At 55.5% G+C, this 26036-nt stretch carries 22 protein-coding genes and 1 pseudogene; 5 read left to right on the forward strand and 18 right to left on the reverse strand.

Annotated features, from left to right (window positions below):
- Window positions 1-111 precede the first annotated feature (111 nt).
- The 4 genes from Fuma_RS05995 to Fuma_RS06010 all read right to left on the reverse strand — a co-directional run bounded on the left by Fuma_RS05995 (window position 112) and on the right by Fuma_RS06010 (window position 6402).
- Window positions 112-2505 (reverse strand): CoA transferase, encoded by a 2394-nt coding sequence (locus Fuma_RS05995; protein WP_077023332.1) that lies wholly within the window; start codon window positions 2503-2505, stop codon window positions 112-114.
- A 66-nt stretch (window positions 2506-2571) separates the two neighbouring features.
- Window positions 2572-3468: a YncE family protein gene (locus tag Fuma_RS06000; protein ID WP_077023333.1), complete on the reverse strand. Its 897-nt coding sequence runs from the start codon at window positions 3466-3468 to the stop codon at window positions 2572-2574.
- A 21-nt stretch (window positions 3469-3489) separates the two neighbouring features.
- Window positions 3490-4416: a 3-hydroxyacyl-CoA dehydrogenase NAD-binding domain-containing protein gene (locus Fuma_RS06005; RefSeq protein WP_077023334.1), complete on the reverse strand. Its 927-nt coding sequence runs from the start codon at window positions 4414-4416 to the stop codon at window positions 3490-3492.
- 393 nt (window positions 4417-4809) lie between these two features.
- On the reverse strand, window positions 4810-6402 hold the full coding sequence (locus Fuma_RS06010) for an integrase catalytic domain-containing protein (RefSeq protein WP_077023307.1): 1593 nt from the start codon (window positions 6400-6402) through the stop codon (window positions 4810-4812).
- 163 nt (window positions 6403-6565) lie between these two features.
- On the opposite strand from Fuma_RS06010, the pseudogene Fuma_RS06015 reads away from it, so the two are divergent.
- Window positions 6566-7378, forward strand: a pseudogene (locus tag Fuma_RS06015) (DEAD/DEAH box helicase); the annotation flags it as partial.
- Window positions 7373-7630: a type I restriction enzyme endonuclease domain-containing protein gene (locus tag Fuma_RS36770; protein ID WP_479687115.1), complete on the forward strand. Its 258-nt coding sequence runs from the start codon at window positions 7373-7375 to the stop codon at window positions 7628-7630. The pseudogene Fuma_RS06015 and the gene Fuma_RS36770, both read left to right, overlap by 6 nt.
- A gap of 451 nt (window positions 7631-8081) precedes the next feature.
- Here the strand turns inward: Fuma_RS36770 and Fuma_RS06020 are convergent, their stop codons facing one another.
- From Fuma_RS06020 to Fuma_RS36775, 4 genes are all read right to left on the reverse strand, one after another.
- Window positions 8082-8375, reverse strand: coding sequence for a hypothetical protein (locus Fuma_RS06020; protein ID WP_077023336.1), 294 nt, complete (start codon window positions 8373-8375; stop codon window positions 8082-8084).
- Between the two features lie 5 nt (window positions 8376-8380).
- Window positions 8381-9256: a hypothetical protein gene (locus Fuma_RS06025; protein ID WP_145944008.1), complete on the reverse strand. Its 876-nt coding sequence runs from the start codon at window positions 9254-9256 to the stop codon at window positions 8381-8383.
- A gap of 219 nt (window positions 9257-9475) precedes the next feature.
- A complete protein-coding gene (locus Fuma_RS06030) occupies window positions 9476-9742 on the reverse strand; it encodes a hypothetical protein (protein ID WP_145944009.1) in 267 nt (88 codons plus the stop codon).
- A 690-nt stretch (window positions 9743-10432) separates the two neighbouring features.
- Window positions 10433-10771 (reverse strand): integrase core domain-containing protein, encoded by a 339-nt coding sequence (locus Fuma_RS36775; protein WP_077023339.1) that lies wholly within the window; start codon window positions 10769-10771, stop codon window positions 10433-10435.
- A 3-nt stretch (window positions 10772-10774) separates the two neighbouring features.
- On the opposite strand from Fuma_RS36775, the gene Fuma_RS06040 reads away from it, so the two are divergent.
- A complete protein-coding gene (locus Fuma_RS06040; protein ID WP_077023340.1) occupies window positions 10775-11149 on the forward strand; it encodes a HEPN domain-containing protein in 375 nt (124 codons plus the stop codon).
- 135 nt (window positions 11150-11284) lie between these two features.
- Here Fuma_RS06040 and Fuma_RS06045 read toward each other — a convergent pair whose 3' ends face one another.
- From Fuma_RS06045 to Fuma_RS06065, 5 genes are all read right to left on the reverse strand, one after another.
- Window positions 11285-12259, reverse strand: a complete 975-nt coding sequence (locus Fuma_RS06045) for a hypothetical protein (protein WP_077023341.1) — start codon at window positions 12257-12259, stop codon at window positions 11285-11287.
- Window positions 12260-12538: 279 nt separating this feature from the next.
- Window positions 12539-12682, reverse strand: coding sequence for a hypothetical protein (locus Fuma_RS35145; RefSeq protein ID WP_158520867.1), 144 nt, complete (start codon window positions 12680-12682; stop codon window positions 12539-12541).
- A 326-nt stretch (window positions 12683-13008) separates the two neighbouring features.
- The gene (gene selD / locus Fuma_RS06055) at window positions 13009-15291 is read right to left on the reverse strand and encodes a selenide, water dikinase SelD (protein ID WP_077023343.1); all 2283 of its coding nucleotides are present in this window, start codon (window positions 15289-15291) and stop codon (window positions 13009-13011) included.
- 36 nt (window positions 15292-15327) lie between these two features.
- A complete protein-coding gene (selA, locus tag Fuma_RS06060) occupies window positions 15328-16752 on the reverse strand; it encodes an L-seryl-tRNA(Sec) selenium transferase (RefSeq protein WP_145944010.1) in 1425 nt (474 codons plus the stop codon).
- Window positions 16753-16813: 61 nt separating this feature from the next.
- Entirely contained in the window at window positions 16814-17992 is a 1179-nt protein-coding gene (locus Fuma_RS06065) for an exo-alpha-sialidase (protein ID WP_077023345.1), read from the reverse strand.
- A gap of 146 nt (window positions 17993-18138) precedes the next feature.
- Between Fuma_RS06065 and Fuma_RS06070 the strand changes: the two genes are divergently transcribed.
- Complete coding sequence (locus tag Fuma_RS06070) at window positions 18139-19422, forward strand: NAD(P)/FAD-dependent oxidoreductase (RefSeq protein WP_077023346.1); 1284 nt, start codon at window positions 18139-18141, stop codon at window positions 19420-19422.
- Here the strand turns inward: Fuma_RS06070 and Fuma_RS06075 are convergent.
- From Fuma_RS06075 to Fuma_RS06085, 3 genes are all read right to left on the reverse strand, one after another.
- Window positions 19419-20672: a molybdopterin-dependent oxidoreductase gene (locus Fuma_RS06075; RefSeq protein WP_077023347.1), complete on the reverse strand. Its 1254-nt coding sequence runs from the start codon at window positions 20670-20672 to the stop codon at window positions 19419-19421. The two genes, Fuma_RS06070 and Fuma_RS06075, sit on opposite strands and share 4 nt — an antisense overlap.
- 162 nt (window positions 20673-20834) lie before the next feature.
- Window positions 20835-21203: a DUF2200 domain-containing protein gene (locus tag Fuma_RS06080; protein ID WP_077023348.1), complete on the reverse strand. Its 369-nt coding sequence runs from the start codon at window positions 21201-21203 to the stop codon at window positions 20835-20837.
- A 188-nt stretch (window positions 21204-21391) separates the two neighbouring features.
- Window positions 21392-22276 (reverse strand): radical SAM protein, encoded by an 885-nt coding sequence (locus Fuma_RS06085; RefSeq protein ID WP_077023349.1) that lies wholly within the window; start codon window positions 22274-22276, stop codon window positions 21392-21394.
- 137 nt (window positions 22277-22413) lie between these two features.
- Between Fuma_RS06085 and Fuma_RS06090 the strand changes: the two genes are divergently transcribed.
- Window positions 22414-23748, forward strand: coding sequence for a DUF6263 family protein (locus Fuma_RS06090; protein WP_077023350.1), 1335 nt, complete (start codon window positions 22414-22416; stop codon window positions 23746-23748).
- A 238-nt stretch (window positions 23749-23986) separates the two neighbouring features.
- On the opposite strand, the gene Fuma_RS06095 is transcribed toward Fuma_RS06090, so the two are convergent.
- Together Fuma_RS06095 and serS are read right to left on the reverse strand one after the other, a co-directional pair.
- Window positions 23987-24535, reverse strand: coding sequence for a peroxiredoxin (locus Fuma_RS06095; RefSeq protein ID WP_077028137.1), 549 nt, complete (start codon window positions 24533-24535; stop codon window positions 23987-23989).
- A 211-nt stretch (window positions 24536-24746) separates the two neighbouring features.
- Complete coding sequence (serS, locus tag Fuma_RS06100) at window positions 24747-26030, reverse strand: serine--tRNA ligase (protein WP_077023351.1); 1284 nt, start codon at window positions 26028-26030, stop codon at window positions 24747-24749.
- Window positions 26031-26036: the final 6 nt, after the last annotated feature.

Genomic DNA, 26036 nt, shown 5'->3' on the forward strand with positions numbered 1-26036 from the left:
TTTTCTAATTCCTGTTGGGGACATGCCAGTGATGGCCGGAATGGAACTGAACGAGACTGAACGAAACTGAACTGAACAGAACGGAACTGAACTTACGGACGCTCTACAAAACTAGGGTCTGGTTGAATTTGCGAACTCGGGTTCTCCGACGATGTTGCCAGCGATAAGGTTCTTGATATCGGATTCCGAATACCCGAGTTCACTTAAAACGTTGGTCGCGTCGGAGCCTACTTGATGAGGCGGATGAGGCGACAGCAGCGGTTTGCCTTCTTCTGCGGCGAACCAGGTTGCTAAGAACACGTTGGCCGAGTAGCCATCGGTGCCACGACGTTCGACGTGAATCGTTGGCGTGGGGTTCTTTTCGTGAATCGCCGAGACTTCGTGACACGTCTGCACCGGAACGGCGGGAACGTTTCGTTCGGCAAGCATCGCAAGGGCGGCGTCACGGGTCAGGGACTGCAAATCGGAACTCAGATCCGAATCGGCTTGAGCAAAAATCCAACCGTCGGAAAGCTGATACACCCGAGCACCCGCTGTCATCCCAGTCGCTTCGGTGCCTCGGGCGGACGCCGGTTCGTCGGACTGTTGCAGCAAGCATTGCGTCAACGTCGCCGCAACCGCCAAGCTGCTGGCGGCGTGGTCCGATGGCCGTGGCTTGGATTGCGCGTCGTTGGTTTGCGCGTCGTTGGTCGTAGCACCGTGGAGCGCGGAGCGATCCACGACAGACTGATAGAGCGCGGCCAGGCCTGCCCAGACACCGAGGTAGCCACACAGGTAATCAACACAGGACGCGACGCCGTGCATCGCCGGGCAACCCTCGCGTCCGAATCGCGTCATCAGGCCGGTGACTCCCTGCAAAACCGGATCGTAGCCGGGATAGTTGTGATGCGGTTGGTCCGCACACTCGCCCCAGTGTGCTCCCAAGGCAAGCTGAATGATGCCGGGTTTTAGCTTATCAAGCGTCTCGCGGCCCAGCCCCATGCGTTCCCATTGAGCCTCCATTTTATTGGCCAGCACGATGTCGCATTGAGCCACGATCTTGTTCATGATTTCGCGGCCCTGGTCGGTTTCCATGTCAAGGATCAGCGATTCTTTGCCCGCCGCCGATTCGCCCGGGTACTCCAACATGACCGTCGGGCTGTGCAGCGGATTGATCTGGTCGATCTTGTAAACAGTCGCTCCCAACTCGGCCAGCATTCGCCCGTTGTTGGGGCCGGCGATCACGTTGGTGAAGTCGGCCACCTTGACGCCCTCGAGCGGACGATGGTGCGGTGATTGGTCAGAACTTTGCGCCAAATCGCGACTGGCTGACCCCTCGACTTGTCCGCGCGTCATTGCCTGCAGCGGCGGATACGGCTGGGCGCTGTCGATCCAGCCAACGCGTCCGATCTGCGGCCGCGAATGCCCTTCGACTTTGGCGAAGATTTTCGCGGCATGAGCCGCCGAACTTTCTTTCCACTGTTGCCACGAATTGAGTCCACCAAACGCGATCTTCAGTTCGCCCGCCAACCGTTGCTCCCATTGGGCAGCCGTCTTCTGTTTGAATGCCTCGGCAAGCTCGCCGGCAAGCCACGACGAATTCTCGAACGTCAAACTGACGCCTTCTGCCAAGTTCTTGCCTCGGTGCTTCAGGTTCTCTGCGCGGTACGGGTTGACGTCCACCATGCCCCGCTCAATCGCCTTGTCGTAGATTCCCAGCTCTTTCAAAAGCCGCTCGCACAAGCGTCGATTGATCGCACCAAGCGGCATCACGAGCCGCCCATCGGACGTTTCGTAAGGCGACGCCAGCGGGATCAGTTGTTGTTCAAGCCACAGTTCTTTTTCGGGATCGTTCTTTGCCGACTCGATCAGTTGCATGAACTCTTCTTTGGTCATCGACGTGGGACTGCCACCGGTCACATCGACCGGCCGCAGGTGCTCCGGAAGTCCCTCGACCTTCATCGCCAGAGACCCGATCGCCGAAACGCCGCCCGCCAACCGTGAAGTCCACAAGTCACGGCCCTGTCCCGTCCGCTGGCGGTCGAACAAAGCCGCTGCGACCAAATTGGCTCCCGTGACCGCCGCATAGATCGAACACAGCGGCAGCGGCGTATAGGTCACCGGTCGGCCCAGCAGTTTCCCGGTGGTCGCCATGTCGGTGAAGAATCCGACCAGCGCGTTGAGCAAGTCTTCGCTGCAATCGTCGGGCAGGTGGCCATAAACTTCGTCACCCGGAAGTGCGGCGACCACGTGCAGCACCGTTTGTCCGGGCAGACGAGGCACCTGGTCGCTGCCATCGACAATGATGACATCCATCGTGTGGGTATCGTCCAGCGAACTTGGTGCAACGGCGATCTTGTTGCGGTCCAGGTACTCGTCGTGTTCGTCGGCCGAATAGTCATCGGCTCGTTCGACGTAGACGGTCGCACCTTGGTCGGCAAACATTTGGCCAATCAGTCGACCGGTAAGGAGATTCGAGCGTTCTGCGATGCGAATGCCATCGTAAGGTTGCCGTTGCTGAGACATTGATCTCTCCCGAGTAATATCGTCGTTGTTAACAGAAAATTTGTGTCTAAGAATGCCGTGGGTCGCTCAGCCGACCGCCAGGCCGGTCAGCATTGTGAACTTGCCAATCTGTTCTGGCTTGCCTCCTTCGATTTTGGCTTTGTACAGTTCGCCGGTGAGCGAAGTAATGAACATTTCGCCCGCGTCGTGATCGAACGCGACGCCGATCGTTTCGCCCGTGCCTTCGACGATAACGTCGTGGTCACGAGACATGCTGCCATCGGCACTGACTTTGGCGCGACAAACCGAATTCCCACCCGGCAAATTGCCTCGGTCCGTCCAGTAAAAGTAGCCGTTCTTCATGTCCAGCTCCAAGTCGATCGGTTCGGGAAGATGGTCGAACAGAATTTCGACATCGCTGCGACTGGCGGCATCTTCGCCCGCAGACATGTCGATCTTCGCTCGACAGATCACGCCCGTGCCGCCATCATCGTCACCTTTCTGGGACCAATAGAAACAGCCGTTTTCTGCATCGACCGCGACGCCAACGCACCATCGTTTTTGATCGCTCTGGTCGTCGGGCAGGTTGCCGGTTTTGACGACAGCTTCCAACTCGCTGCCATCGGTGTTGCAGCGCATGACACGCAAGCCTTCGCGGTCGCCCCAGTAGAGTTTGCCGTTCTTTTTATCGAGCGTAATCTGCTTCGGTGTTCGCGTGCCGCCATCGCCGACCAACTTCGTCAGCCCCGATCCATCCATGCTGACTTTCCAGATCGTGCCGTCGTCGCCGTAAGCCGTCTGCTCTTCCATGTTGGGAACACCCATCTGTGTGAAGTAGGCAACGCCCGCTTCTTTGTCGATGACAATGCCATCGGGGATCAGCTTCAAGTCGCCGACGAATGTTTCTGCATTCTGGCCATCCTCATCGCACATCACGATGCGTGCCTGGCCAGGTTCTAATACGTACAGCTTTCGATCACTCATGGCATTTTCTCGTCTTGAAGACTACGTGTTCAGCGGGTGTTTCTGGTGGTCGGCAATGATGGCGCTTTGCCGAGCGTCGCGAACGGCGGCCAACTGTCCCAGCTTGTCTTGGGGATAAGCTTCATCGCACTGCTGGCCCAGTTTCTCGACCAGTTCGCTGCTGTAGACTTCCCGTCCCATTCCCTTGGCCAACGCCGAGAAGACATGCTCCAGGATGTGTCGCAAACCGCCGGGGCCACCGCCGAAGTTGCCTGCCAATAACGGACCAATGGACGCCCAGCGGATGCCAAGTGATGCTTCCACGATTTCGTCCAATTCCTTCACGCTGACGACACCCTGTTCGACCAGTCGCACGGCTTCGTCAACTAAAACAAACTGCAACCGATTAGCGACGAAGCCAGGCACTGCCTTGTGAAGTCGCACGGCCTTCTTGCCCAAGTCGTTGTAAAAACCGAGTGTGCGATTGACCAGGTCCTCCGGCGTGTTTTCGCTCCCGACGACTTCGACCAGCGGCAAAATGTGGGGAGGGTTAAACGGGTGACCAATCACAATGCGATTGGGGTCTTTTAGCTTTTCACCTTGTACAGCTGGCGGAATTCCAGAACTGGACGAAAGGAACAGGCAATCGGTCGGCGCGACTTCTTCCAATTGAGCGAAAATGGTTTGCTTGAAGTCCGGCGTTTCAGGACCATTTTCCTGAACCGCCACAGCACCTTCGACCGCATTGGCCAACGAGCTGGCCGGTTTCACACGAGCAACCGCTTCGGCCACATCACCATCAAACCCTGGCACTTGCGGGACAAACATTGGGATGAACTTGTCCAACGCGTCCTGCAAATCGTCACGCGGATCCGACACTACGACGTTGTAGCCACTGGCTGCAAAAGCCGCCGACCATGAAAGCCCGATCACACCCGCTCCAATAACACCGACTTTTCCTTTACTCATTTCACTTGTCTCCAATCGCGTGAGGGACCTACCAGTTGGGCAGGCGGAAGCACCGAACTACGTGTGCCATTGTACCGCTATGAAATGTTGGCTTCAATCCGTCCCCTTGCTCCGGATTCTGCAAGAGGACGAATTGCTCAAGACTTCCAAGGCCCTATGTTGCGATTAAAGACATTCTTGTTTAGCGACAATTAGTTTTCCCGATCTCGTTGCCTCAACACAAAATGTTACCGAAATCATGAGATTGATTTGATGGTAATGGAGGCTCCTGAGACGTGCCCAGGAGCCTCCGGCGCTTTGACGCACCGTCGAGTCAGCTATCCCTGGTGAGTTGCGTCTCCGCAGCGCTCACTTCTGTTTCACTGACTGACGGAATCGTAACACATCGATTCGTCATCTTTGAACACCCGAGCTGATGCCTCGAAAATCTCGGGGGTTTGGGGGCTGGCCCCCGGCTCCGTTTTCCGGCTCCGTTTTCGGTATCGACATCGATGGAATGTCGGCGTCTTCCAGGCAGGCGTAAACCATTTTCTTCGCCATAACCTGTCGCCATTGTTTCACGCGACGCTGAAGTGTCCGCAACAATCCGTCCGAATACTCATCCGGATACTCGTTCTGTAGACGTTCCAGCAGTGCCTTTGCCGTGACGTCGGGCTGCTGTTCAAGCCACTCCAGAATCTGAGGCCATACGTTCACGAACGGGTCCACTCGTGTCCGATAGTCTCGTGGCTTCGTCGCTTGTTGCCGGTGAGTCGGCCGCGCATCACCGGTCATCCACAGAGTCGGGAGCTCAGAAAGAAACTCGGCCAGTGACTTTGTGTCGGGATGATCGATTGTTGTGCCAGACAGACTCGCCAATGCCGCCTGGCATTCTCGAATACGATGTAACAGTTCAACCGGATCGAGCGCGTCTCGTGTCGCACGGAGAATTTCTTTCTGCTCCCGAGAAATCTTTGAATGATCAAGCAATCGATCGCATGGAGTTTTCGGACTTTGAAATTTCCGTTTCAACTTCGAGCCATCGCGGTGCTTTGACAGCAGTTTGAACGATGGCTGAAAGTAGTTCACGTATAGTCGCACAGATTGGTAAAGAGCCCCCAGAGTCTGACCGGCGACGATGCCGGAAAACCGCTCTGACCCAACAAATTTGCGAATGATCGCGCCGTTCTTCTGCTCGATCCACGCCTGATCGTTGCTCTTGTATGGTCGTGAACGAGTGAATTCGATTTCCTGCTGCTCGCAGTATGAAATTAACGTCTCGTTGATGAACGCACTGTCATTGTCGGAGTTAATTCCTCGAATCGCCATCGGAATCTGCCGAGCGAGCACAGTCAGTCCTTCGACAACAAGAGACTGTTCTCGCGCCAGCAATGGCACAGCTTCCGTCCAGCCGGAACAGACATCAGTGATCACCAGGCTATGGATCTTCTCGCCAGCCGGTTGCCCACCGCAATGGACCACAAAGTCAATTTCGGTATACCCCGGATCGGGCTCATTCCAGTCCGCAAACGTCTTAACCTTGACTGCCTGTGCAGACTTCGTCCGCGTACGTTTCTTCTTTCGTTTTCTGGCGACGTCACGATTGGGCTTCAGCAGTCGATCCAGAGTTGAAGCGCTTGCGGCCAGCAGTTTCCGTCGAACCTCAGAAGCAAGCGTCACGTGACCATGCCTCTCCATCGATTCCACGTACTGCGGCATAACGGACTTCAGGCGCTTGCCGCAGATCCGATCGGCAGCCTCCCAAACGACAACCAATGCCTCATGAACTGCCAGGTCGTAGACCTTCCGGCCCTGCTTTGTATTTGGGCTCACGTGCAACTCGGGATCTCGATTCAAAAGTCGAATTGCATGCTTCCGATGGACGCCGGTCAAGGCGACAAACTCATCAAGAATCTTTGACTTGTCCAACTTACGTGCAACCTGATAACGCAAACGCAATGCCGCGACCACTTCGTGCCGCGATGAAATACTGACGACGTCGTTCATGGAAGGCCTCCCCGATACCGATTTCGGTAACTCTTGGTTGAGGCAACCACTCTACGAAAGTAGCGCTTTCAGTGACGCAGCGCGAACCGAACGACTAATTGTCGCCGAACACCGTTGATTCCACGCCTAATAGCGTAGAAAATTGTGGATCAATGAATCATGTAGCGGGGCAGAACTGAGACAACTGCTCACGGAAGATCACCGATTCATCTTCACGCTGATTAAGAAGTTCGGTCATGAACGACCGAAGGGTGCTCGAAAGGGATGGAAGCCGACGGGACCATTCCCACTGTTGTCCGATCGCAGTGACATCATCGTGATGACCGATGAAGCTCACCGAAGCCAGTACGACACGTTTGCTCTCTATATGCGGAACGCTCTGCCAAATGCCGCATTCATCGGCTTTACGGGCACACCGTTGATGGCAGGCGAAGAAAAGACCAAAGACGTCTTCGGCGATTACGTCAGCATCTACAATTTTCAGCAATCAATCGAAGACGGGGCGACCGTCTCGCTGTTCTACGAGAACCGCATTTCGGAACTTCAACTTGAGAAGGACAACTTCAACGTAGAACTGGAGGCCTTGATCGAAGCAGCGGAACTCGATGCAGAGCAGGAACAGAAGTTGGAGCGAGAGTTTGCTCGAGAGTACCATCTAATCACCCGCGACGACCGCCTGGAGAAAGTCGCCGAAGATGTTGTGGCTCACTTCATGGGCCGCAAACAAAGCGGCAAGGGCATGGTCATCTGCATCGACAAGGTGACGGCAGTCAAGTTGCACGACAAGGTTCGCAAGTATTGGAAGGCGTACCTTGGCGGGTTGCAGGCTGAATTAGCTATGGCCGATGAACTGGTCCGCCCGGAACTGCAACGGCAGATCGACTTGATGAATCAGACCGACATGGCGGTGATCGTGTCGCAACAGCAGAACGAAGTGGAAGACTTCATACTTACCAAACCTGAGTTTGACATAACGGACGCGGAGAAAGCGGAAGTCAAAAAGGTCGCTCGGACGCTGCTACAGACGCTCAAGGAAGCGATGCTGGTCCTGGACTGGCGAAAGAAGCAACGCACTCGAGCCGACGTTTACACCACGGTGAAGACGGTCCTCGACGAACTCCCCCGAGCGTATACGCCGGAACTGTACGAACAGAAGTGCGACACCGTTTATCAGCACGTTTACGGCAGCTATCAAGGTGAGGGGCAAAGCATTTATGCTGTGGGGTGAAATGCGTGTGGCCGCACGTCAGTCCAGATTCCCGCCGAGGCTGCTGAGTATGCCGCTCTTTCCACAAGAGAAGCCAAACGCCACTTTTCGCGAGACGGCTCAAGACGAGCGTGACGAAAAGTCTGCAGCCAATTCCGTCTGACGTCAAACAGGCTACTCTCAGAGAAATTGCAGGCGAGCTGACCGAGAGACTACGGGCCAGCACGGGAGTAGGCTGGCACGGACGTGGAATTCGAAGAAGTCGGCACCAATCTGGACAAGCTGGCCTGCTACGAGGCCCTAGCCCACAACGCGAGGTCCTCCGACATTGGGGATGGCGTCTTCCTCAGGAAGCTGGCCGACTGGCTAGCGGAGTGACTACGGGCCAGCCTCGTGTGTCGATCGCTCACCCGTTACAAGCATCCGAACAACAACCAAGCTGCCGCTGTCGAGTTTCGGCTTGGGCTTGGCATCATCTGAGCCAGTAGCCAACAACAACTCCTATCACACCGAATGCCGGCTTACGGAGCGTGTCATCAGAAGAAAAGCATAACAGAATAAATCCGCCGAACAGGATGAGCAGCGACACGATGATTTGCATGACCACGCGGGAATATTCTTGAGCTAATCTAAGCTTCTTGTCAGTCTCGTCCTCGTCGCCACCAGCATCTAGCGGCTGTCTGTGGGCGTGAAAGACGTCCGCAACGTGCTGCAGCTGAGTACCAACAACAGGCATTTTGTCACTCTTAGCAGATCGGTCAGTCATCCGCGTTAATCCTCGTTGCTTTCGTCGTCATCTGTAAGTAATTCAAGTATTAGAAGTATAAGAACACTTACGCCGCCAGACGAAACTGCGACCTTAATGCGTCTCCCGCTCCTTCCACTGCTTCGATTCATAGACGCCTCGATGGTCTGAACAACCTCTCCTAGCGTGAGAGATCCCTCTGACTGCCGCAATCGTTTCTCGACGGCCGTAATCGCCTCCGCCGTATCGATAAATTCCAACCTCTTAGTCGTCGCGATACCGTCTGCATTCCTGATGTGCTTGGCCGTTTCGCAGGACAAAATGACAACTTGCGATCCGTTCCGATTGGCCTCGCGATATAAGGCAGCAATTTCAAGTTTCGACCTGTCGGGGAAGCGTAAGTAGCCATTTTCATTGTGGCCAAAAACGATCGTAAGGCTGCCCTGCGATGAACTCTCTCGAATTTTCGATTGAAGCAACGACGCTTGACGCGTTGCGCCCGATTCTGAGATCACCGAAACGTTTTCCAAATTTTCCCACCGTCTTTTAGCCGCTCCCATGCGACGCATCGCCAACTCAAGATTCGAGTTAGTGCTGAGGTGGAACACTTGGCGGATCGCCGATTCTGTTTCCGGAATAATCGCAATCGTGTTTACTGTGGCGATTCTTCGCCCCAACGAAAGAGCAAACGAAGAATCGTTACTTGAATCGAGCAGGCATAGGTGACCGCGGTGATTCCTGATTTCCTCAAATGACTCGGACTTCGCTAGAGAAGAACGACGGACCAGAAGGGCATCTCCAGAAGATACGTCTTTTGTCTTAGCTTTGAGTCCAGGAAAACGTTTCGCGTCTAGAGAATTTCCGTTCGACGACGCTGTGGAACGTGGCTTGCCTGGTTTCAACACAAAATTTGGGACACACTCTATTGGCCCACTGCCAAGTCGGGAGTTGGACGAGCTACCGCTAGCCCCAGCATTTGACCCGCCACAGCCGATAGACCCACTGGAACACGCTGCGATTAAGAACAGAATCGCGAAGTAGCTAACGCTGCAGAGTCGCTGCCGACTCACTTGAGCTTTACGTGGTTTAGCAGTCAAAACAGGCCCCCTTGTTTAGCGTGATTATGGCGAATGTTCTTCCCAGACACTTTCAATGAGAGAAGACGAAATATTGGTATTGGCCGCAAGCCATTGGGTGGGATGACCGTCGAACTCTAGGTTCTTAACGTTCAAAACGGACGGGACGGATCCAATACTCAACCCGCTTGAATCTTTGACCAGATAGTACTTGCCATTCCACGAGTCCAGAAAACTGGGATCGTACAAAGGGCCACCACCAACGGCACTTTTGAGTTCCGCAATTTGGGCCGCAGCGTCGTCTGGACTCAATTGATCCTCCAGCTGCGTCTGAACGAACGGCCACTCGTCCTCTAAGAGGAGAATCACGTCAAGGTCGCCCAACTTAGATGCAATTCTGTCATCATTCACGAAGTCCCGAAATTGTCGACAGAACGGACACCAAGTTGCTGTGCCGCAGACAAGAGTGTTGCCAGACAAGTCAACCTCTACCGGTTCCCAAGAGTCTGAGTAAAGAGTGAGAACTGAAGACTGAGAACCACACCCATACATCAGGAATACTAAGGGGATTAAGAAAACGCCACTGCGATGGTAGGTCATAAATGTGCCCCTTTACGTAGACAGGCTGCCACAACGCTTCCTGGCAAACATTTGCAGAAGCACCTAGGGCATATCTGGTTCAGCCAACCTACCAAGTCGTTCAGTTATGTCAAGGGACAGTGCATTTGTTGCCACGGCGACTCAAGAGCAAAGAGATTAACTCACAGGAAGTGGTTGACTTCACGGCGGCTTTCTCGGTGGTCTACACCGCCGCTGGGGACTCTGCGGACTCGCAAAAGTTGTTGGCCGAGTTTCGCAGAATGCCAAATAGACTCACTCGCACAGCCTCACACGAATCCGACAGTGGTCGTCACCCATCGCGGCGTCCTTAATTGTGATCGCCCTGTGAGCTTGCAACATCGCCAACGACCGTTGGCCCGCGCCCGAGTTTAGGTCCAGTGGTTATGAGAGTTTTCGTCTGACATTGGTAGTGAACAATTTCCCAAATCGGTTGTGCTGAGCCCCGTCCGCCTTCGCTGTCGCCTCGGCCTTCAATGCGGAGCTCAGGTCGAGGTGATGGCGAAGGTGGTCGGGGCGGCTCCCGTCTGTCGAGCTCGAACCGAAGGCTGCATACTCATTCGGTGTCTGGTAGTCCAACGCGCTGTGGGAACGGACTTCGTTGTACTGACGTTGAAACTGTTTTGTCATCTGCACCGCATCACGAACACTTTCAAATTCCTCAACGTTTAGAAACTCGTCGCGAAGCTTCGAATTGAAGCCCTCGGAAGGGCTAACGGCCACAATTTGAGTAGAAAAATCTTCAAGAAGCTCTCTTCTCTCGATCCGAAGACGCTCGAACTGTTCTCAGTGGATGCGGACACGTTCGTGAACAATAACAATGTTGTCAAGACGCGTAACTACTACACCCACTACTCGAACAAAAAGTGTGTGCTACAGGGGGGGCAACTTCACTGGGCGGCACATAAGCTAAATATAATGTTGCGAGTTCTGTTGCTCACTGAAATGGGAGTGCCCGAATCAGAACTTCAACTCGCATTCTCGAAGAATCTTCGCTTATCAGGTCAACGCAAAGAGTGGCTTAGCATTTCTGAAAAGGGAACGCTAAGCGAGCAGGTTGTAAGCGGAAAGGCCACAGAATCTACCGACGAGCCGTTGTGACCAATCCGCGGTCTGAGGCAGTACATGAGGGGGTAAAACGAAGAAAGGACAAGATTGACAGTCGTAATAATGTCACGGTCAGGAATCGCTCAAGTTTCAGTAGTGCGTCCGGTTCCGCACCTCGCCCCACGACAATTAATCAAGCGTGATGTCACGCCTAGAGACCACCGCCCCTTTCTTTACGTTCATCCCGGCTAATGTGAAGTGTCCGTCCGAGAATTTAGGGTCTGGATCGAACGATTCAATGTCGAACTGATATCTCCGTTCCGGTCCATCCGTAGACACCTCAGGCTTCGTCCAAACCGCCAACCGTCCTAAACGCCAAAGGCCTTCGTCGTGTTTTACCCATTCGTATTCCGTGATCACTACTTCCTTACCTGATCTTGGCACTGGGTGCCTAACGCACTTCGTCACGTTACCACCGTGGTCCATCGAGAAGGTGATCTCCGCATGCGCTCCACTGTGAGAAATTCGCGAAATGTGCACGCGATGGTCCATCTGCTTAACTTCGATCGAAGCAACATATTTTCCTATCCTTGCTGCGTCCAGATACTCGGACCACGTCCGTCCTTGAGGGCGGTAGCTAAACCAATGATCCTGAGGGTGAGCCAGACACTCCAGTGGCCATCGGCCTTCCAGTGGTCTCGGATTGTCCGCGAGAGCTCCTCTCCCCCCTCCTGCGACAGGGTTGTATGAGTACACACGTCGGCGTGCATAAACGACATGCTTGCCCTTTCGCTCAATGAGTAACCCCTCGGGCAAATCGCGATTTTTGATGTTTTTCGAAAAGCTCTGGCCACTGATGACCCACGACCGAAGGTCACCCGACCAAGTGAAAACGATACGCAGATCGTCCCAAGCGTCTGCCTCACGGGAGGCCACCTGTACCCGATACGCCATACGCCCACGCGGATACTGATTGTAGGATGCATCAATTCCTGCCAGCAACTGTGGTAACAATGAAGCGTCGCCCAAAATCTGAACAGAGTCTGCGGCAAACGCTGGATTCGCCAACGTCAAACAGGACACTATAAAAAGCGTTCGAGATGCTGCTCTCGCCATCACCATTGAAATAATGAACTTTTGAGAGGACAGTTGTCGATCCATCATGGCAATTCGTTCCTTAAGTGGCTTGCAGCAGGTCGAACCTATGGGGCGATTGTCGATTAAGCGGGGCGATTTATCAATACGCACTGCGGAGGAACACACATCGAACAGTCAATGCGGTCAGAGTCAACGGTAGTACGTACTACCTCAAGGACTCATTTCGACTCGTAACGGAACGTATTCGCGAAACACAGAAAACAGGCATCCACCCACTTCGCGAGCGAAATTGCGGGTTTCGGGTGCCACGTGGATATACCCAATCGCTTTTGAAGACCGCGACGATCACCAGATCGCAATCACTTCCGAATGCTCAAGCGACTGCACGATACTGAAATCGATCTGTAATGGAAACCAGTAATGCAGTTGTGGCCCGCGGCTTTGAGTTCGGAACAGACTGGGAACCATCACACAACCTCTTTCGGACATGAAACGGTTCCGCTGACTCACTGCATACAGTGTTCGTGATATGCTTCTCGATTCGAAAACCGCGTGACGTGAAGAACGCGATTCCGGTGAGGCTGCCTTCGGGGGACAGTTCGGGGAGGTTCAGACTTCGAGGTTCCTTGGCGACTGCGTTCAATACGGCTGAGACGAGTCCACGACGCTGGAAGGCGTGATGGCAGTAAAAGCTGTCCATGTGTCCGTCGTGGTCCAGCTCGGCAAAAGACGGCTCAGATTACGGGCTCCTCGACGAGCGGGTAGCGGCGGATTTGCAGGAGTGCGCATCTCCATTTTTTGCCGTGAAGCGAGTGTTACGTCGTCTGGATCAGCACGCTATTCGGCTGTTTGTTGACGACTTCGCCGATGGCGATCGCGGTTGTGAGGTCCGCCTCGACCATTGCCGTTTCGAATTTCTGCACTAACGGCTTTGGAACGCCCAACAACAGACCACCGCAGGTTTGAGGATCGAAGAGGGCTCTGTATTCGGGGCGTGACTGGACATCCGCAGCCGCCGTAAGGTGTTGCTCGACGGCTCGATTATTGGGAGCCAGCGTGCTTTCGATACCTGCGTCGAATGCCGCTGCGGCGCCGGGAAGTAATTGCAGATCCTTTAGGTTGAGCGTGGCGGACTGGTGGCTGGCCTGCAGCATTTCGACAAGGTGCCCAGCGAGGCCGAAACCCGTGACATCGGTTGCGGCCGTGATGCCGCAGTCAGTCGCCAGTTTCGCCAACATGTGTTGCGGCTGCAGCATGGCGGCGATCAGCGATTCGTAGTCGCGAGCGGCACATTGGCTTCGCATGTGAGCGGCCAGCAGCACTCCGATGCCGAGCGGTTTTGTCAGATACAACATGTCGCCGATTTGCAGACTTCCCTTCTGCAGCAACGGAGTCGCGGGTGGGTTGCCGATGACGGTGAAGCCGGCTTCCCAGCGAGGGCCGACGATGGTGTGGCCGCCAACGATGTCCGCGTTCATCTGTGCGAATTCGTGGCGTGCTCCGGCAAGGAAGTCGTGCAACGCGGTTTGCTGAGCCGCCGTGTCGCCTTCCGGCAGCACGACGTTGGCAAGAGCGGCCGTCGCGGTCGCTCCCATGGCGACGATGTCGCTGGCTGAGTGCAACGCGGCGATGCGCCCGAACAGGAAAGCATCGTTCACGGGGTTCGTGAAGAAGTCGGTAGTCGCGATAATGCGGCCGCCATCGGTGGTGATGACGGCCGCGTCGTCAGCAGGAATGGCTTGATCGATGTTTGACTGTTGATCCGCTGCAGTAGTTATCTCGGAAGCGGACGCGGCTTCGTTCAAAGCGAATGAACTGCGGAGCGCGGTGTTCAACGTCTGGCTGCCGAGTTTGCAGCCGCAGCCCTTGCATTGCATCATGTCAGTGTCTGCTTTCATGCTGCCAGACACCTGGTACATCTTCATGAACTTCGAATCAATATAGTGCTTCAGCTTCATGGCGAAGCGGCCACCAAAGCTGAAGCCTTTCCATTCGCCGATCGCTTTGCCGTCGCCAGTGTTCAACAGCTTCAGAAACGATGATTGCGGTTCGTAGTTACTGAGCGGCTTCGCGGCCAACAAAGCTTTAATGTTGTCCCACAGCACGGGCCCCTGACGCACGGCATAGACGCCGGCCTTGGGCACCTTTTCGCTAACAATCGAACCTGTGTCACCAACGGCGAAAATCGGCGCTCCCGACGTCGACCGCAGGTTGGCTTCGGTGGCCAGAAATCCGGAACCCGTCAGAGGCAGATTCAATTGCGAAAGCAATTCCGGCGGACTGGCTCCCGTGGCCCAAATTACAATATCCGCCACTATCTTCTGACCGTCCTGCAATGTTACGGCTGTGTCATCGACATGAGTGATCGTCGCGTTGCGATGCACGGCAACACCGCGACGCTTTAGCTCCGCGGCCGCTCGATCACGCAGCCCGGACGTGACTCCTGGAAGAATGGCGTCGCTGCGAGTGACAATTTGCAGTTCGAACGGGACGTCCGTTTTGCTTTGAATAAAGCCCGGAAGACAGAACGTGATTTCCGTTCCGGCAGCGCCGCTACCGACAACGACGATTTTGAGTGGAGCAGGTGAAGTCTGACCTGCATTGTGTTCGCCAGAGCGGGGCGTGACTTCCATGCTCGTTCGCCGCTTCAACGCTTTATTGACGGTGACGTCTAACCGCTGTAGAAACGTTTGCATCGGCTTGATTCGGATCAGCGAATCGCCTTCGATGTGCACTCCATCGTCGGTGGGCACGGAACCGATGCCGACGGACAGAACGTCAAATGGCACGGACGGGCGATCAGCGAAGTGCAGGACCTGCCTGTTAGAATCGAGCCCCGTGACAGTGCCGATAATCAGCCTCGCATTGACGGACGCGCACAGTCGCACGAGGTCAATTTCCATGTCGCGGGTAGGAATCTGGCCAGCCAGCGCGGCGGGCAGCATGCCGGAATATGTGGCGACGCTTCTATCAGAAATACAAGTCAGGTCGACGTCGGCGATTGGGTTCATGCCCCATTGCCTCACGATGTGCGCATTGGTGTGCCCGATGCCCAGCAGAACAAGATGGCGACTGGCGAGACGTTGTTCGATCTGCAAGGCTTCGCTTTCCGGTTCTCTAACACTGCTGCCGACCTACTGGCCTGGCGTGAGACATTCTTCGACGCGAACGGCCAGTGCATCCAATTGCGTTGCGTCGACGGTTCTTAGATCCAGCATGATTGCGTCATTGTGGATGCGAGGCACCACAGCTGGGCTACCGGTACGAAAGCTCTTCGCGACGGCGTCGTTGTTTTCAACATTAAGCACCAAACCACAGCTGGCGATCTGCGATCCCGGTACTGAACCTCCGCCGACAGACGACGTGCATTCGCAGATTTCGATGCGATTCGCCACGGCTGCTGGCAGTCGTTCCAGCACACGTTTGCAATCCGTGCGAACGTCGGCGACCGTCTTCGACAGCATCTGCAACAAAGGCAGTTCCTGCATCGGGTTTCCGGAAAGGTGAATTTCTGCCGTTGCTTCGATGGCGGCCAGCGTCATCTTGTCGGTCCGTAGAGCTCGCATCATCGGGTGTCGGCGGAGTAATTTCACCAGTTTGGCTTTGCCAACGACGATGCCTGCCTGAGGACCACCGAAGAGTTTGTCGCCGCTAAACAACGCCAGATCTGCGCCGGCCGCGACGCTGTCAGTGACTGCGGGTTCTTTTAAACCGAACTTCGACAGATCCTTGATGCAGCCGCTGCCGAGATCGTCGATGACTGGCACACCGCGTTGCTTTCCCAGCGAAATCAATTCGGCAATGTCAGGTTCGGTCACAAAACCGCCCTGAAAAAAGTTGCTGCGGTGAACTCGGATAATCGCTCCCGTGTTTTCACCAATCGCGTGTTCGTAATCGCGAAGATACGTTCGATTGGTTGTACCGACTTCCCGCAGAACGGCCCCGGACGCGGCGAAGACTTCCGGCAGCCGGAAGCCGCCGCCGATTTCCACCAACTGCCCTCGCGAAACAATCACCTCTTTGCCAGCCGCCATGACCTGCAGCACCAAAATCGTGGCGGCCGCGCAGTTGTTGACAACCACAGCGTCTTCGGCACCGGTTAGCTGCGCCAGAAGATCGAAAATTCGTTCGCCGCGATGGTTGCGTTTGCCCGAACGCAAATCCATTTCGACGTTGGCATATCCGGCGGACTGCACCATCCGCTGGATCGCTCGAGCTGCCAGGGGAGCTCGCCCCAAATTTGTATGCAGCAGGATCCCGGTGGCGTTGATAACGGACGTCTGCCGCCGTCCGTCTTCGAGCTGGCACTGATGCAACGTCCCTCGAATCACGCACTGCATCGCCGACTTCTTGTCCAGTTTGGCTCCACGAAGAATTTCGCGACGACATTCGTCGACCGCCATTCGGATCCACGCAATAAGTTGAGGACGCGAGTAAGCATCGGAAATGAGGGCGACGTCATGCTGCCGCAGAATCTGGTCGACGGCAGGCAGATGTCGGAGTCGTTCGGCATTGGTCATCGAAGTGGAATCGCGGTCAGTCACAGTAAGCGGAGGCACCAGTCCATTATATCAGGCCCCCGCAGTAGCATTTCGAAGAGTCTTCCGTTTCGCACAATATTCAGCGACCGGCCACACTCGTAACTGGAATAACCGCCAACTCGGCCGAGTTTCGGTTCGCGCCGCGACCACCATCGTTCGAATAGCCCACGTACAGTTTTCCTTGGTGTTCGATGGCGTACGGATACGACAACGCCGCTTTGGGATGTGATTCGCCGGCGTGAGGATGCTCGGCGTCGCGAATTTTGAAGACTCGGCGGAAGCTGCATTCGGCCTGGTCAGTGACGGTAATCGTCAGTGGCCAGCGGCGGTTCCGAGAATCGGCCGTCGTGTTGCCAATCAGGTAGGCTTGTCCGGTCGACAGCGTTCCGGCGTAAGGCTTCGAAGCGGTCATCGGCAGATTGCTTTCTTTCATGGTCGACCATGTCCGACCGTAATCTGCACTGCGTGAAACGAGTGCGACGGGCTGGCGAAACCGCGAAATGTTGGTGACGTGTCTTCCGTTTGCAACCACGGTCGATTCGCCCCACATCGCCATCGCAGCGGGACGCGGCACTGAGACCAAACTCCATTTTGTAAAGTCATTCCCATGACTGATCGCGACAGCAGCCGGGTTGTTGCCGCCTCCGATTCCTTCCACGACCTGCAAACCGGCCATAATCCAGTTGCCGTCGGGCATTTTTTGAGGTTCCTGCATCGGCCAGAAGCCGTCTTCGATAACCACGCCGTGAAACCGCCACTGGCCCGACGCTTCGTCCAGAGAATACGCTCGCGTGTGGATCTTTTTCATCCGTCCATAGAACGCACCCTGAAAAGCCCACAGCGTTTTTGCCTGTCTGAGGAACACGCCGTGGCTGACAGCCAGATCTTCTTCCTTGCCATCATCAATCAGTTTCACCTTCGACCACGTTTGGCCACCGTCTTCACTGACCGTGTAGTTCGCAATTTCGGAGGCAGTATTTTCTTTACCACTGTTGTGCCCGAAACTGGCAAACAGCTTCTCACCATGCCACGCTAAGGCAACGCCGTGCAGCCAGTTGAATCCGTCACGCTCGGGCTGCCGAGCTTTGATCACATGGAACTCGATGCCCTCGATGTCTGGCAAGTCGGCGGCTGCAGGCACTGGATTCGTCGCATCCCACAATGGATCCTGAGCCTTCACGCTGGCGTTGGGCAGAGCGAACGCAACGAGGCACAACGGCAGCCAGCAGACACAGCGAGCATAGAAAGAAAATGTCATACGGGACTCCGGTTATCGGGATGCGAGCTATTCATAATACAGAAACGGCTCCAGCATTGCTCGTTTCCGCTGAACCTGTTCTTCTAAGAGCTGTCCGGCATAATGAAGCAGCATAGAATTACGGTCGTACGATTAAGGAAACTGTAATGGCAGAAAAGGTGCGCGTCGTGATTGTTGGCGGCGGGTTTGCAGGCCTGGCGGCGGCGAAGGGGTTGCGAAAGGCTTCGGACGTTTCGATCACCTTGATTGACCGACGAAATCATCACCTGTTTCAACCGCTGTTGTATCAAGTTGCCATGGCCGGGCTAAGTCCCGCGGAGATCGCAGCACCCATTCGAGGAATTCTGTCGCGTCAGAAGAACGTGCGCGTCCTGCAGGGGGAAGTGACTTCGGTCGACCTCGCTGAGAATGCAGTTCAAGCAGACTTCGGCGCAGTCGGATTCGACTATCTGATCCTCGCTTGCGGTGCCAATCATAGCTACTTTGGAAAACCGGATTGGGAAGAGTACGCTCCTGGCCTGAAGACGCTGGAACAGGCCACCGAGATCCGGCGCCGGGTTCTGACAGCATTCGAACGAGCCGAACGCGAAACGGATCCTGTTAAGCAAAAGCAACTGCTGACGTTTGTCGTGGTCGGCGGCGGGCCGACGGGCGTTGAGTTGGCCGGGGCGATCGGTGAAATGAGTCGCTATACGCTGGCGAAAGATTTCCGCAGCATCGATGCTTCGCTTGCTCGCGTCATTCTGATCGAAGCGGGATCTCGCATTCTTCCGATGTTTGCCGCCGAGCTCGCCAGCAAAGCGACTCGCGACCTGGAACAGCTTGGCGTGCAGGTTTGGACCTCAAGCATGGTGACGAACATCGGTAGCAACAGCATTTCCGTCGGAACGGAGACGATTCAGGCTGCAACCGTTTTGTGGGCCGCTGGCGTGGAAGCGTCGCCTCTGGGCAGGACACTCAAACTACCGACGGACCGTGTTGGGCGAGTGATCGTTGAGCCGGACCTGAGCGTTCCGGGTCACCCTAATATTTTCGTCGCCGGCGACCAGGCCCACTTCGACCAATCCGAAAAACCACTCCCCGGTATCGCGCCAGTGGCCATGCAACAGGGGCGATTTCTGGCGGCCAATATTCTGCGTGAACTACACGGCAAACCGCGCGAACAGTTTCAGTACTTCGACAAAGGGCAGATGGCGACGATTGGCCGCAGCCGAGCTATCACGGAAGTCGGCCGCTGGAAGTTTTCCGGCTTCTTCGCATGGGTCGTGTGGCTGGTGGTCCACATCTATTACCTGACGGGTTTTCGAAACCGCCTGTTCGTCGTGATGAGTTGGGCGTGGTCCTACTTGTCCTACCGACGCGGTGCGAGGCTGATTGTTGAAAAGGAATGGCGGAGCCGACCGCAGGATGAAAAGCCGCCTGCCAGCTAACTCACTTCAAAACGAATCGTTTCAATCTTCGCATGCCCCGACTTACGAAACGGACGCGGCATGGGTTGAGCGTGGCCATTGTTGTCAACGGTGCGACAGCGTAGCACGTACTTGCCAGCAGGCAGCCCAGGATGCAGGTGGCACCAATGAGCCTTCGACAACAGAATCGGCCATTGTTTCGGTCGACCACTGTCGTCGAAGTGCATGGTGTCCGCAGGAATCATTTCGTTCGGCAAGCCTCCGCCGAATTCCTTCGGCGCAGCAAGCAGAGTCGCGTCCTGCCAATCAGCTTTCGTAAAGTATGGATCATCGCGCGGCCATTCTTCGTCTCGCCTCGAAATCCAGACCTGCACTTTCTTCAGCCCGGAGATTCCAACCTGAGCATAGCCTGTGATCGGAATCGCTTCGTTGGCCTTGGGGTCTGTGGGAGCCGTCAGGGTTGCGCAGAAAGTTTTTAGCGGGCTGTCGACATCGTTATTCTTTTCGGCGTACGTATCGTTGGCAGCGTGAAGGTTCGACAGCACGACGTTGTTCAACCACTTGATACTCTTAAAACCATAAGCTTCCGGCACCACCACACGAACCGGCCCGCCGCGTTCCGATGTCAGCCATTCGCCGTTGAGCTTGTAACACAAAATCACGGGCGGCAAGCCGAACGGGTCTTCCAGAATGCGACCGACTGGTAACGAACTGCGGAACATCTGCTCCGGCTTGTCGTTGTGGTAGCCATAGTAGAAAACTCGCCGCAGGTCTTCTTTAGGCTGAGTACGCCAGATGATTTCTCGCAGCGGGACGCCTTCCCAAATTCCGTTCCCCAACGGGCACCCTATGTTCAGGCAGGTCATCACTTTGGGAAACCGGACCGCATGGTCCCTGGCGAGTTCCATCAGGTCATCAAAGCGAAAGGCTGTCTCACCTTCCAGCGGCTGCTGAATGCTGGCCGGGTTGTCAGGATCACTAACGACGTTTAGCTTCCATGTGTCGCGAGTCAGCCCGACTTTTTTCTTTTCGTCTTCAGATAGCGTGTGCGGTTTCGGCTTGCCTCGGGAAACGTCCTGAAAATCGCCCGGCCGCGTGAGCCACGTTTCCAGACTTTTTAGAGCGTCCTGCAATCGCGGATCGTCTTTGTCCTGTTCGGCGAACGACGTCCCGCCAGTGAGCGATGTGGCCGTCAGAACTCCGGCTTTGACGAAATGTCGTCTTGTCAGGCGAAAGTGCTGATGTAGAAATCGCTGAACCTGGTCGTCCATCGCCAATGCCTCACCCGGTTGACTTTCGTAACCTTCCGAGGTGCCATCGTATCTGTCGCAGGACGGCCGTCAAGTTGACAGGATCTCAGGTCAGAACGCCTTCCGACGTAGCCAACATTCTCGGTCCCAATTCCGTACGGATCGATTTCGGCGCCGACTTGCTCACTCAGCAGTCCGCAAGATCTTTTCCATCTTTCGGCCCTTCGCCAACTCGTCTACCAATTTGTCCATGTAGCGAACCTGTTGCGTCAACGGAGTCTCAATCTCTTCGATCCTATAGCCGCAGATCACGCCCTTGATAAGGTGCGCGTTCGGATTCAGCTTTGCTTTCGCGAAGAATTGCTTAAACGTGACTTTATCGTCTATCAGCTCCCGTATCCTGGACTCGCTGAATCCCGTCAGCCACGTGATAACCTGGTGCAGCTCGTCAACAGTTCGCCCCTTCTTCTCAACCTTAGCGACGTAATGCGGATAGACTTCAGCAAACGTCAAACTGGCGACGCGGCCATCATGTTTCTGAGTAGTCTTCATAACAGCCTTCCCAACGCGTCGCGTGACAACAAAACTGAAAGGTTAAGGATATGCGACCATCCACGAATCTGCGAGCGGTGGTTCGTTCCAATCGCATTAGTTATCGGCCCGTGCAACGGAGTCCGAACATCCAGATCGGTCAGCCAAACGAAAAAAAAACACGCGGACGCCGAAGCGCTGACAATACGCTATGGGTACACGGCTGTTGCCAAGCCTGTCGTGGAGTGTACTCGTTCGGCGATGGAGTTTAACTGCTGCTCTGTCAGTGAGCCGACGAACGATTCGGCGGGTTGCCGTGCGACGGTGTAGATTTGGATGAGTTTTAACTGGCCGCCTGCTGCGACGACTTCAGCGAGCCGCTGACAGAATTCGGCGATTTCGTGGTCGTCAGGTGGAGTGCCGTGGACCGTCATGAAGAGGCTTTGGATGAGAATCGGACGCTGCTGAGCGGCCAGCGTGATGTTGTCGAGAATCTGTTGGAACGGAATCTTCGTGCGGTCAATCAGTTTGAAGTATTCTTCCGTGCCGGCATCCAGTTTGGCCCAGATCTGACCGTTGTCTTCATCCAGTAGTTGCAGGCCTCGCTGCACGTGAGGGCGATGGAACATGGACGCGTTCGTGATCAGTACCATCTTTACGGCGTTGCTGACCGTGTCTCGTTTGACCGCGGCCGCCTGTTCGATGATATCGTCGAAGTTACGGAATGTGGTCGGTTCGCCGTCGCCGGAGAACGCGATGTCGTTCAGGCGGCGAAGAGACGTCGGCGTGTTTTCAAACTTTGGGTGTTCGAACAGTTCGCCAGACTGGACCAGTTCCAGCACGCTGCGAAGTTCGTCAAGCAGTTGAGCCATTTCGACGAATCGAGTTTCCGATTCGCTGCGACGATCGACTTGGCAGTAGATGCAGTCGAAGTTGCAGACCTTGTCAGGGTTCAGGTTGACCCCAATCGAAACCCCTTCGCTGCGACGCGACACGACGGGGTACACAAACCGGTTGTCCTCGAACAATCGACTGTGCTGACGGTAGACGGATGCCGCCGCTGCGGCAGTTTCTGCTGGTTGCTCGCCATTCATGGTCGAACGTGGCTTCTGATGTTAACGGTCGGGTTGCTGATTGGCCGTGTTCGTGTTTACGGAGACGAGACGACGGTGGTATTTTGCCGCAAACGCGTTCGCTGACCAGCGATAATACTAGAAAACGGGACTTTGCCATGGCCATTCGACACATATTCCTATTGTTTGCCGTCCTGACGGCCACGGCCCTCGTCACAGGTTGCGGAAAGTCGAACTCAACCGTTTCCAGCGCCACCAGCGAAGAAGAATCTCTGCTGGGAGACATTCTGGGCGATATCGACCTGACTGAAACCGGGCCGCCGGTTGATGACACATTGGCCGAACTGGCGGACCCAGCCGAGCCCCTCGCGTCGCTCACGATTCCTCACGACGATGCACCGACGCAGAAACTGGAGTTGCGTCTTGCGGAAGGCGATCGCTTTCCGCTTGTTAAAACCGTTGAGCAAACTTTGGTACAGAAGTCCGACCAGTTTCCCGCCACCGCCGAAACGACGCTGACCCTGTATATGGATCTAAGCGTTGACGAAGTTCGACCGGACGCCGTTTTGCTGACCGTCAAATATACTCAGGTGCAATACGGTCACGATTTAAACGGACAGCAACTGCATTTCGATTCAAAGACTCACCAAGGTGGCCTGCCGCTCGAATTACTTCCGTATGCGGGGATGGTCAACAACGGATTCTCGTTCTGGCTGGGCCGCGACAACAAAGTACGTGAAGTTGTCGGCTATCAGAACTTCCTGCAGCAATGCGTGGCCAACGCTCCGCCTGCGGCTCAGCAACGTTTGGTCACCGAAATGGCTAGTCGCATCGGCGAAGGCGATGGTGTGGCCGGCTTTATCGACGATTCGATTGGACTGCTTCCGTACGATTCAAACGCGAATCCAGGCAACGCGACTCAAGTGGCCGAAGGCGACGAATGGATCCGCGAACGACGCGTCGATCAGCCCGTGCCATTGCGCATAACATCAACATGTCGCCTTGTTTCACTAAACGACGCCACAGCGGAGATTAACATTGCCGGAAAGATCGATATCGAACCAACGGTCACTCCGGCACGGATGACGACGCCTCAGGTGACCATCACGGGCGGACGCAGCACGGGAACCTGCACCGTAGACCGAGTAACCGGGCTGCCGCGAAAGGTGACTCGCCGTGAGTACCTGAACCTGACCGTCACGATGCCGTCCGGCAAATCGGTGCAGCAGGACAAGCAGATTCAAACAACGATCGAAACGTTCCCTAATCAGCGTCGCCCGGTTGTCGACGCGGGAACACTTCGAGCCGTTACGCCTCCGACGTTTTCAACCACGATTTCGCCGCGACACCGACCAACGGGACCGCAAGGGGCTGCTTCGCGAGCGATCCAGACGGTTTCCGGCGTCCCGGGACGCGGTCGAGCAACGACGATCCCAACCGAAGCTCCGCCACGCGTGTTGCATTCGACAGCAACTGCGGCTTACCCAGACTGAATGTCTCCCCATCAAGGCGGGAGTATGATTCCTTCGCGTGCGGCTGGCGTTGAACTGCGCGAAGCAAATGGAAACCCCGGGGTTTCGCTTGCTTCGCCCCAACCCCGGCCACGCAGATCGCTCCAAATGCTACAGGGAGCTATTTGGACCACAACCGTTAGACCACAACGAAAAGAAGGCCGGCATTGATCTAACAATGCCGGCCTCTTGAATTGCCTGGTGAACGCCAGAACTCTGTCTAGTTCAGGGTCTCTTCGCCCTTTTTCCAGTTGCATGGGCACAGCTTGTCGGTCTGCAGAGCGTCCAGAATTCGCAGCACTTCATCGACGTTGCGGCCAACTCCCAGATCATTTACGGACAGCCACCGAAGCGAACCGTTGGGATCGATCAAGTAGACGCCGCGGTAAGCAACGCCTTTGTCTTCGTCCAAAACGTCGAATGCAGCGGACAGTCGCTGGTTGACGTCGCCGATCATTGGGAACTTTAGCTGGCCGAGGTCTTCGTGAGCGTCGCACCAGCCTTTGTGCGAGTACACACTGTCAGTGCTGGCGGTCAACAGCACCGTTTCGCGGTCTTCAAATTCGCCCAGAGCCTTGTTGAAGGCGACGATTTCGGTTGGGCAAACGAAAGTGAAGTCCAGTGGGTAGAAGAACAGACAAACCCATTTGCCGTTGTAGTCTGAAAGCTTGATGTCTTGAAACTGATCGTCGCTGCCGTCTTTTGTGCGGTCGTAAGCCTTCAGCTCAAGGTCCAATCCGGGGGCCGCCTGGCCAACTTTGATACTCATCGAAATGTTCCTGTTCGTCGATTGTTGAACGCGTTGTGATTGCAAAAGCGAAAACGGCGTCGGCGTTAATTCGATGGTCCGTACCGATGCCGAACGCCACATCCGTGCGAGTGAGTATAGAAGTGAGGCGCATCACTTCAAGGCATCGCGCGGGCGAAACATGCCCGATTGCGGGGCTTACCGAAAGGTCTCGCGAACGAGAAGTTTGTACCTACGTGGCCGCCGTAATGACGTCTCGCCCAACCCACGGTCTCAGCACTTCCGGCACGACCACGCTGCCGTCGGCCTGTTGGTAATTTTCGAGGATCGCAATGATGGCTCGCGCACACGACACCGCCGTGCCGTTTAGCGTGTGGACAAACTGAGTCCCCTTTTTCTCTTTAGAGCGGCAGCGAATATTCAGCCGTCTGGCCTGGTAGTCGGTGCAGTTAGAAGCCGAAGTGACTTCGCCATAGCTGCCGCCATCGCCGCGACCCGGCATCCATGCTTCCAGATCGTACTTGCGATAAGCGGGGCCGCCGAGGTCACCAGTTGCGGTATCGATCAGCCGATAGTGCAGACCAAGCGCCTGAAAGATCTCTTCTTCGATTCGGACGATCTCCTGTTGCATCGCATCGGATGCTTCGGAGTTCGGGGCGGTGAAGGCAAACATTTCCACCTTCGTGAACTGATGCACTCGATAAATGCCTCGAGTCGCTCGACCATGTGCGCCGGCTTCGGTACGAAAACAGTGCGACAAACCGGCGAACTTCAGCGGCAGGTCTTCAATGTCCAGCAGTTGGTCCTTGAGTGCTCCGCCGAGTGTAATTTCAGCCGTTGCGACGAGGCTTAAATCGGTTTCCGCGACGCTATAGATCTGAGTTTCATCGCCGCGCGGATTGAAGCCGATTCCTTCCAGCACAGAATCGCGAGCCAGGTCCGGCGTGGTGTACAGCGTGAAGCCTTCGCTGCGCAACTTTTGCATGGCAAACTGCACGAGTGCCAGTTCCAGCATCACGGCGTCGTTTTTCAGGTAATAGAACCCGTGCCCGGCGACTCGCGAACCGGCTTCGAAGTCGATCAGGTCCAGCTTTGCCGCAATGTCGACGTGATCCAGCGGTGTGAAGTCGAAGGCCGGCTTGTCGCCGCTGAGATGCACTTCGCTGGCATCGTCCTCGCCACCCACCGGCACGTCCGGGTGAGTCATGTTGGGAATCAGGGCCTGCTGTTCGCGAAGCTGAGCGTCCAACTCTTTTTGAGCGGCTTCCGCTTCCGAAATTTGCGTCCGTAACGCTTTGCCTTGTTCGATCAGAGCGGGCCGTTCGTCGGCAGATGCTTTGGGGATCTTTGATGAGACTTCATTCTGTTGACGACGCAGTTCGTCGCCTTCCGCATTCAGCTTATTGCGTTCTTCGCGCAGGCGGATGACGGCGTTGAGGTCCACGGTGATGCCGCGTGCTTTACAATTTTGCTCAACGGCATCGCGGTTGTCGCAGATAAACTGCAGGTCCAGCATTAGAGT

Origin of the sequence: Fuerstiella marisgermanici (genome assembly GCF_001983935.1) — a bacterium.
Lineage (GTDB): Bacteria > Planctomycetota > Planctomycetia > Planctomycetales > Planctomycetaceae > Fuerstiella > Fuerstiella marisgermanici.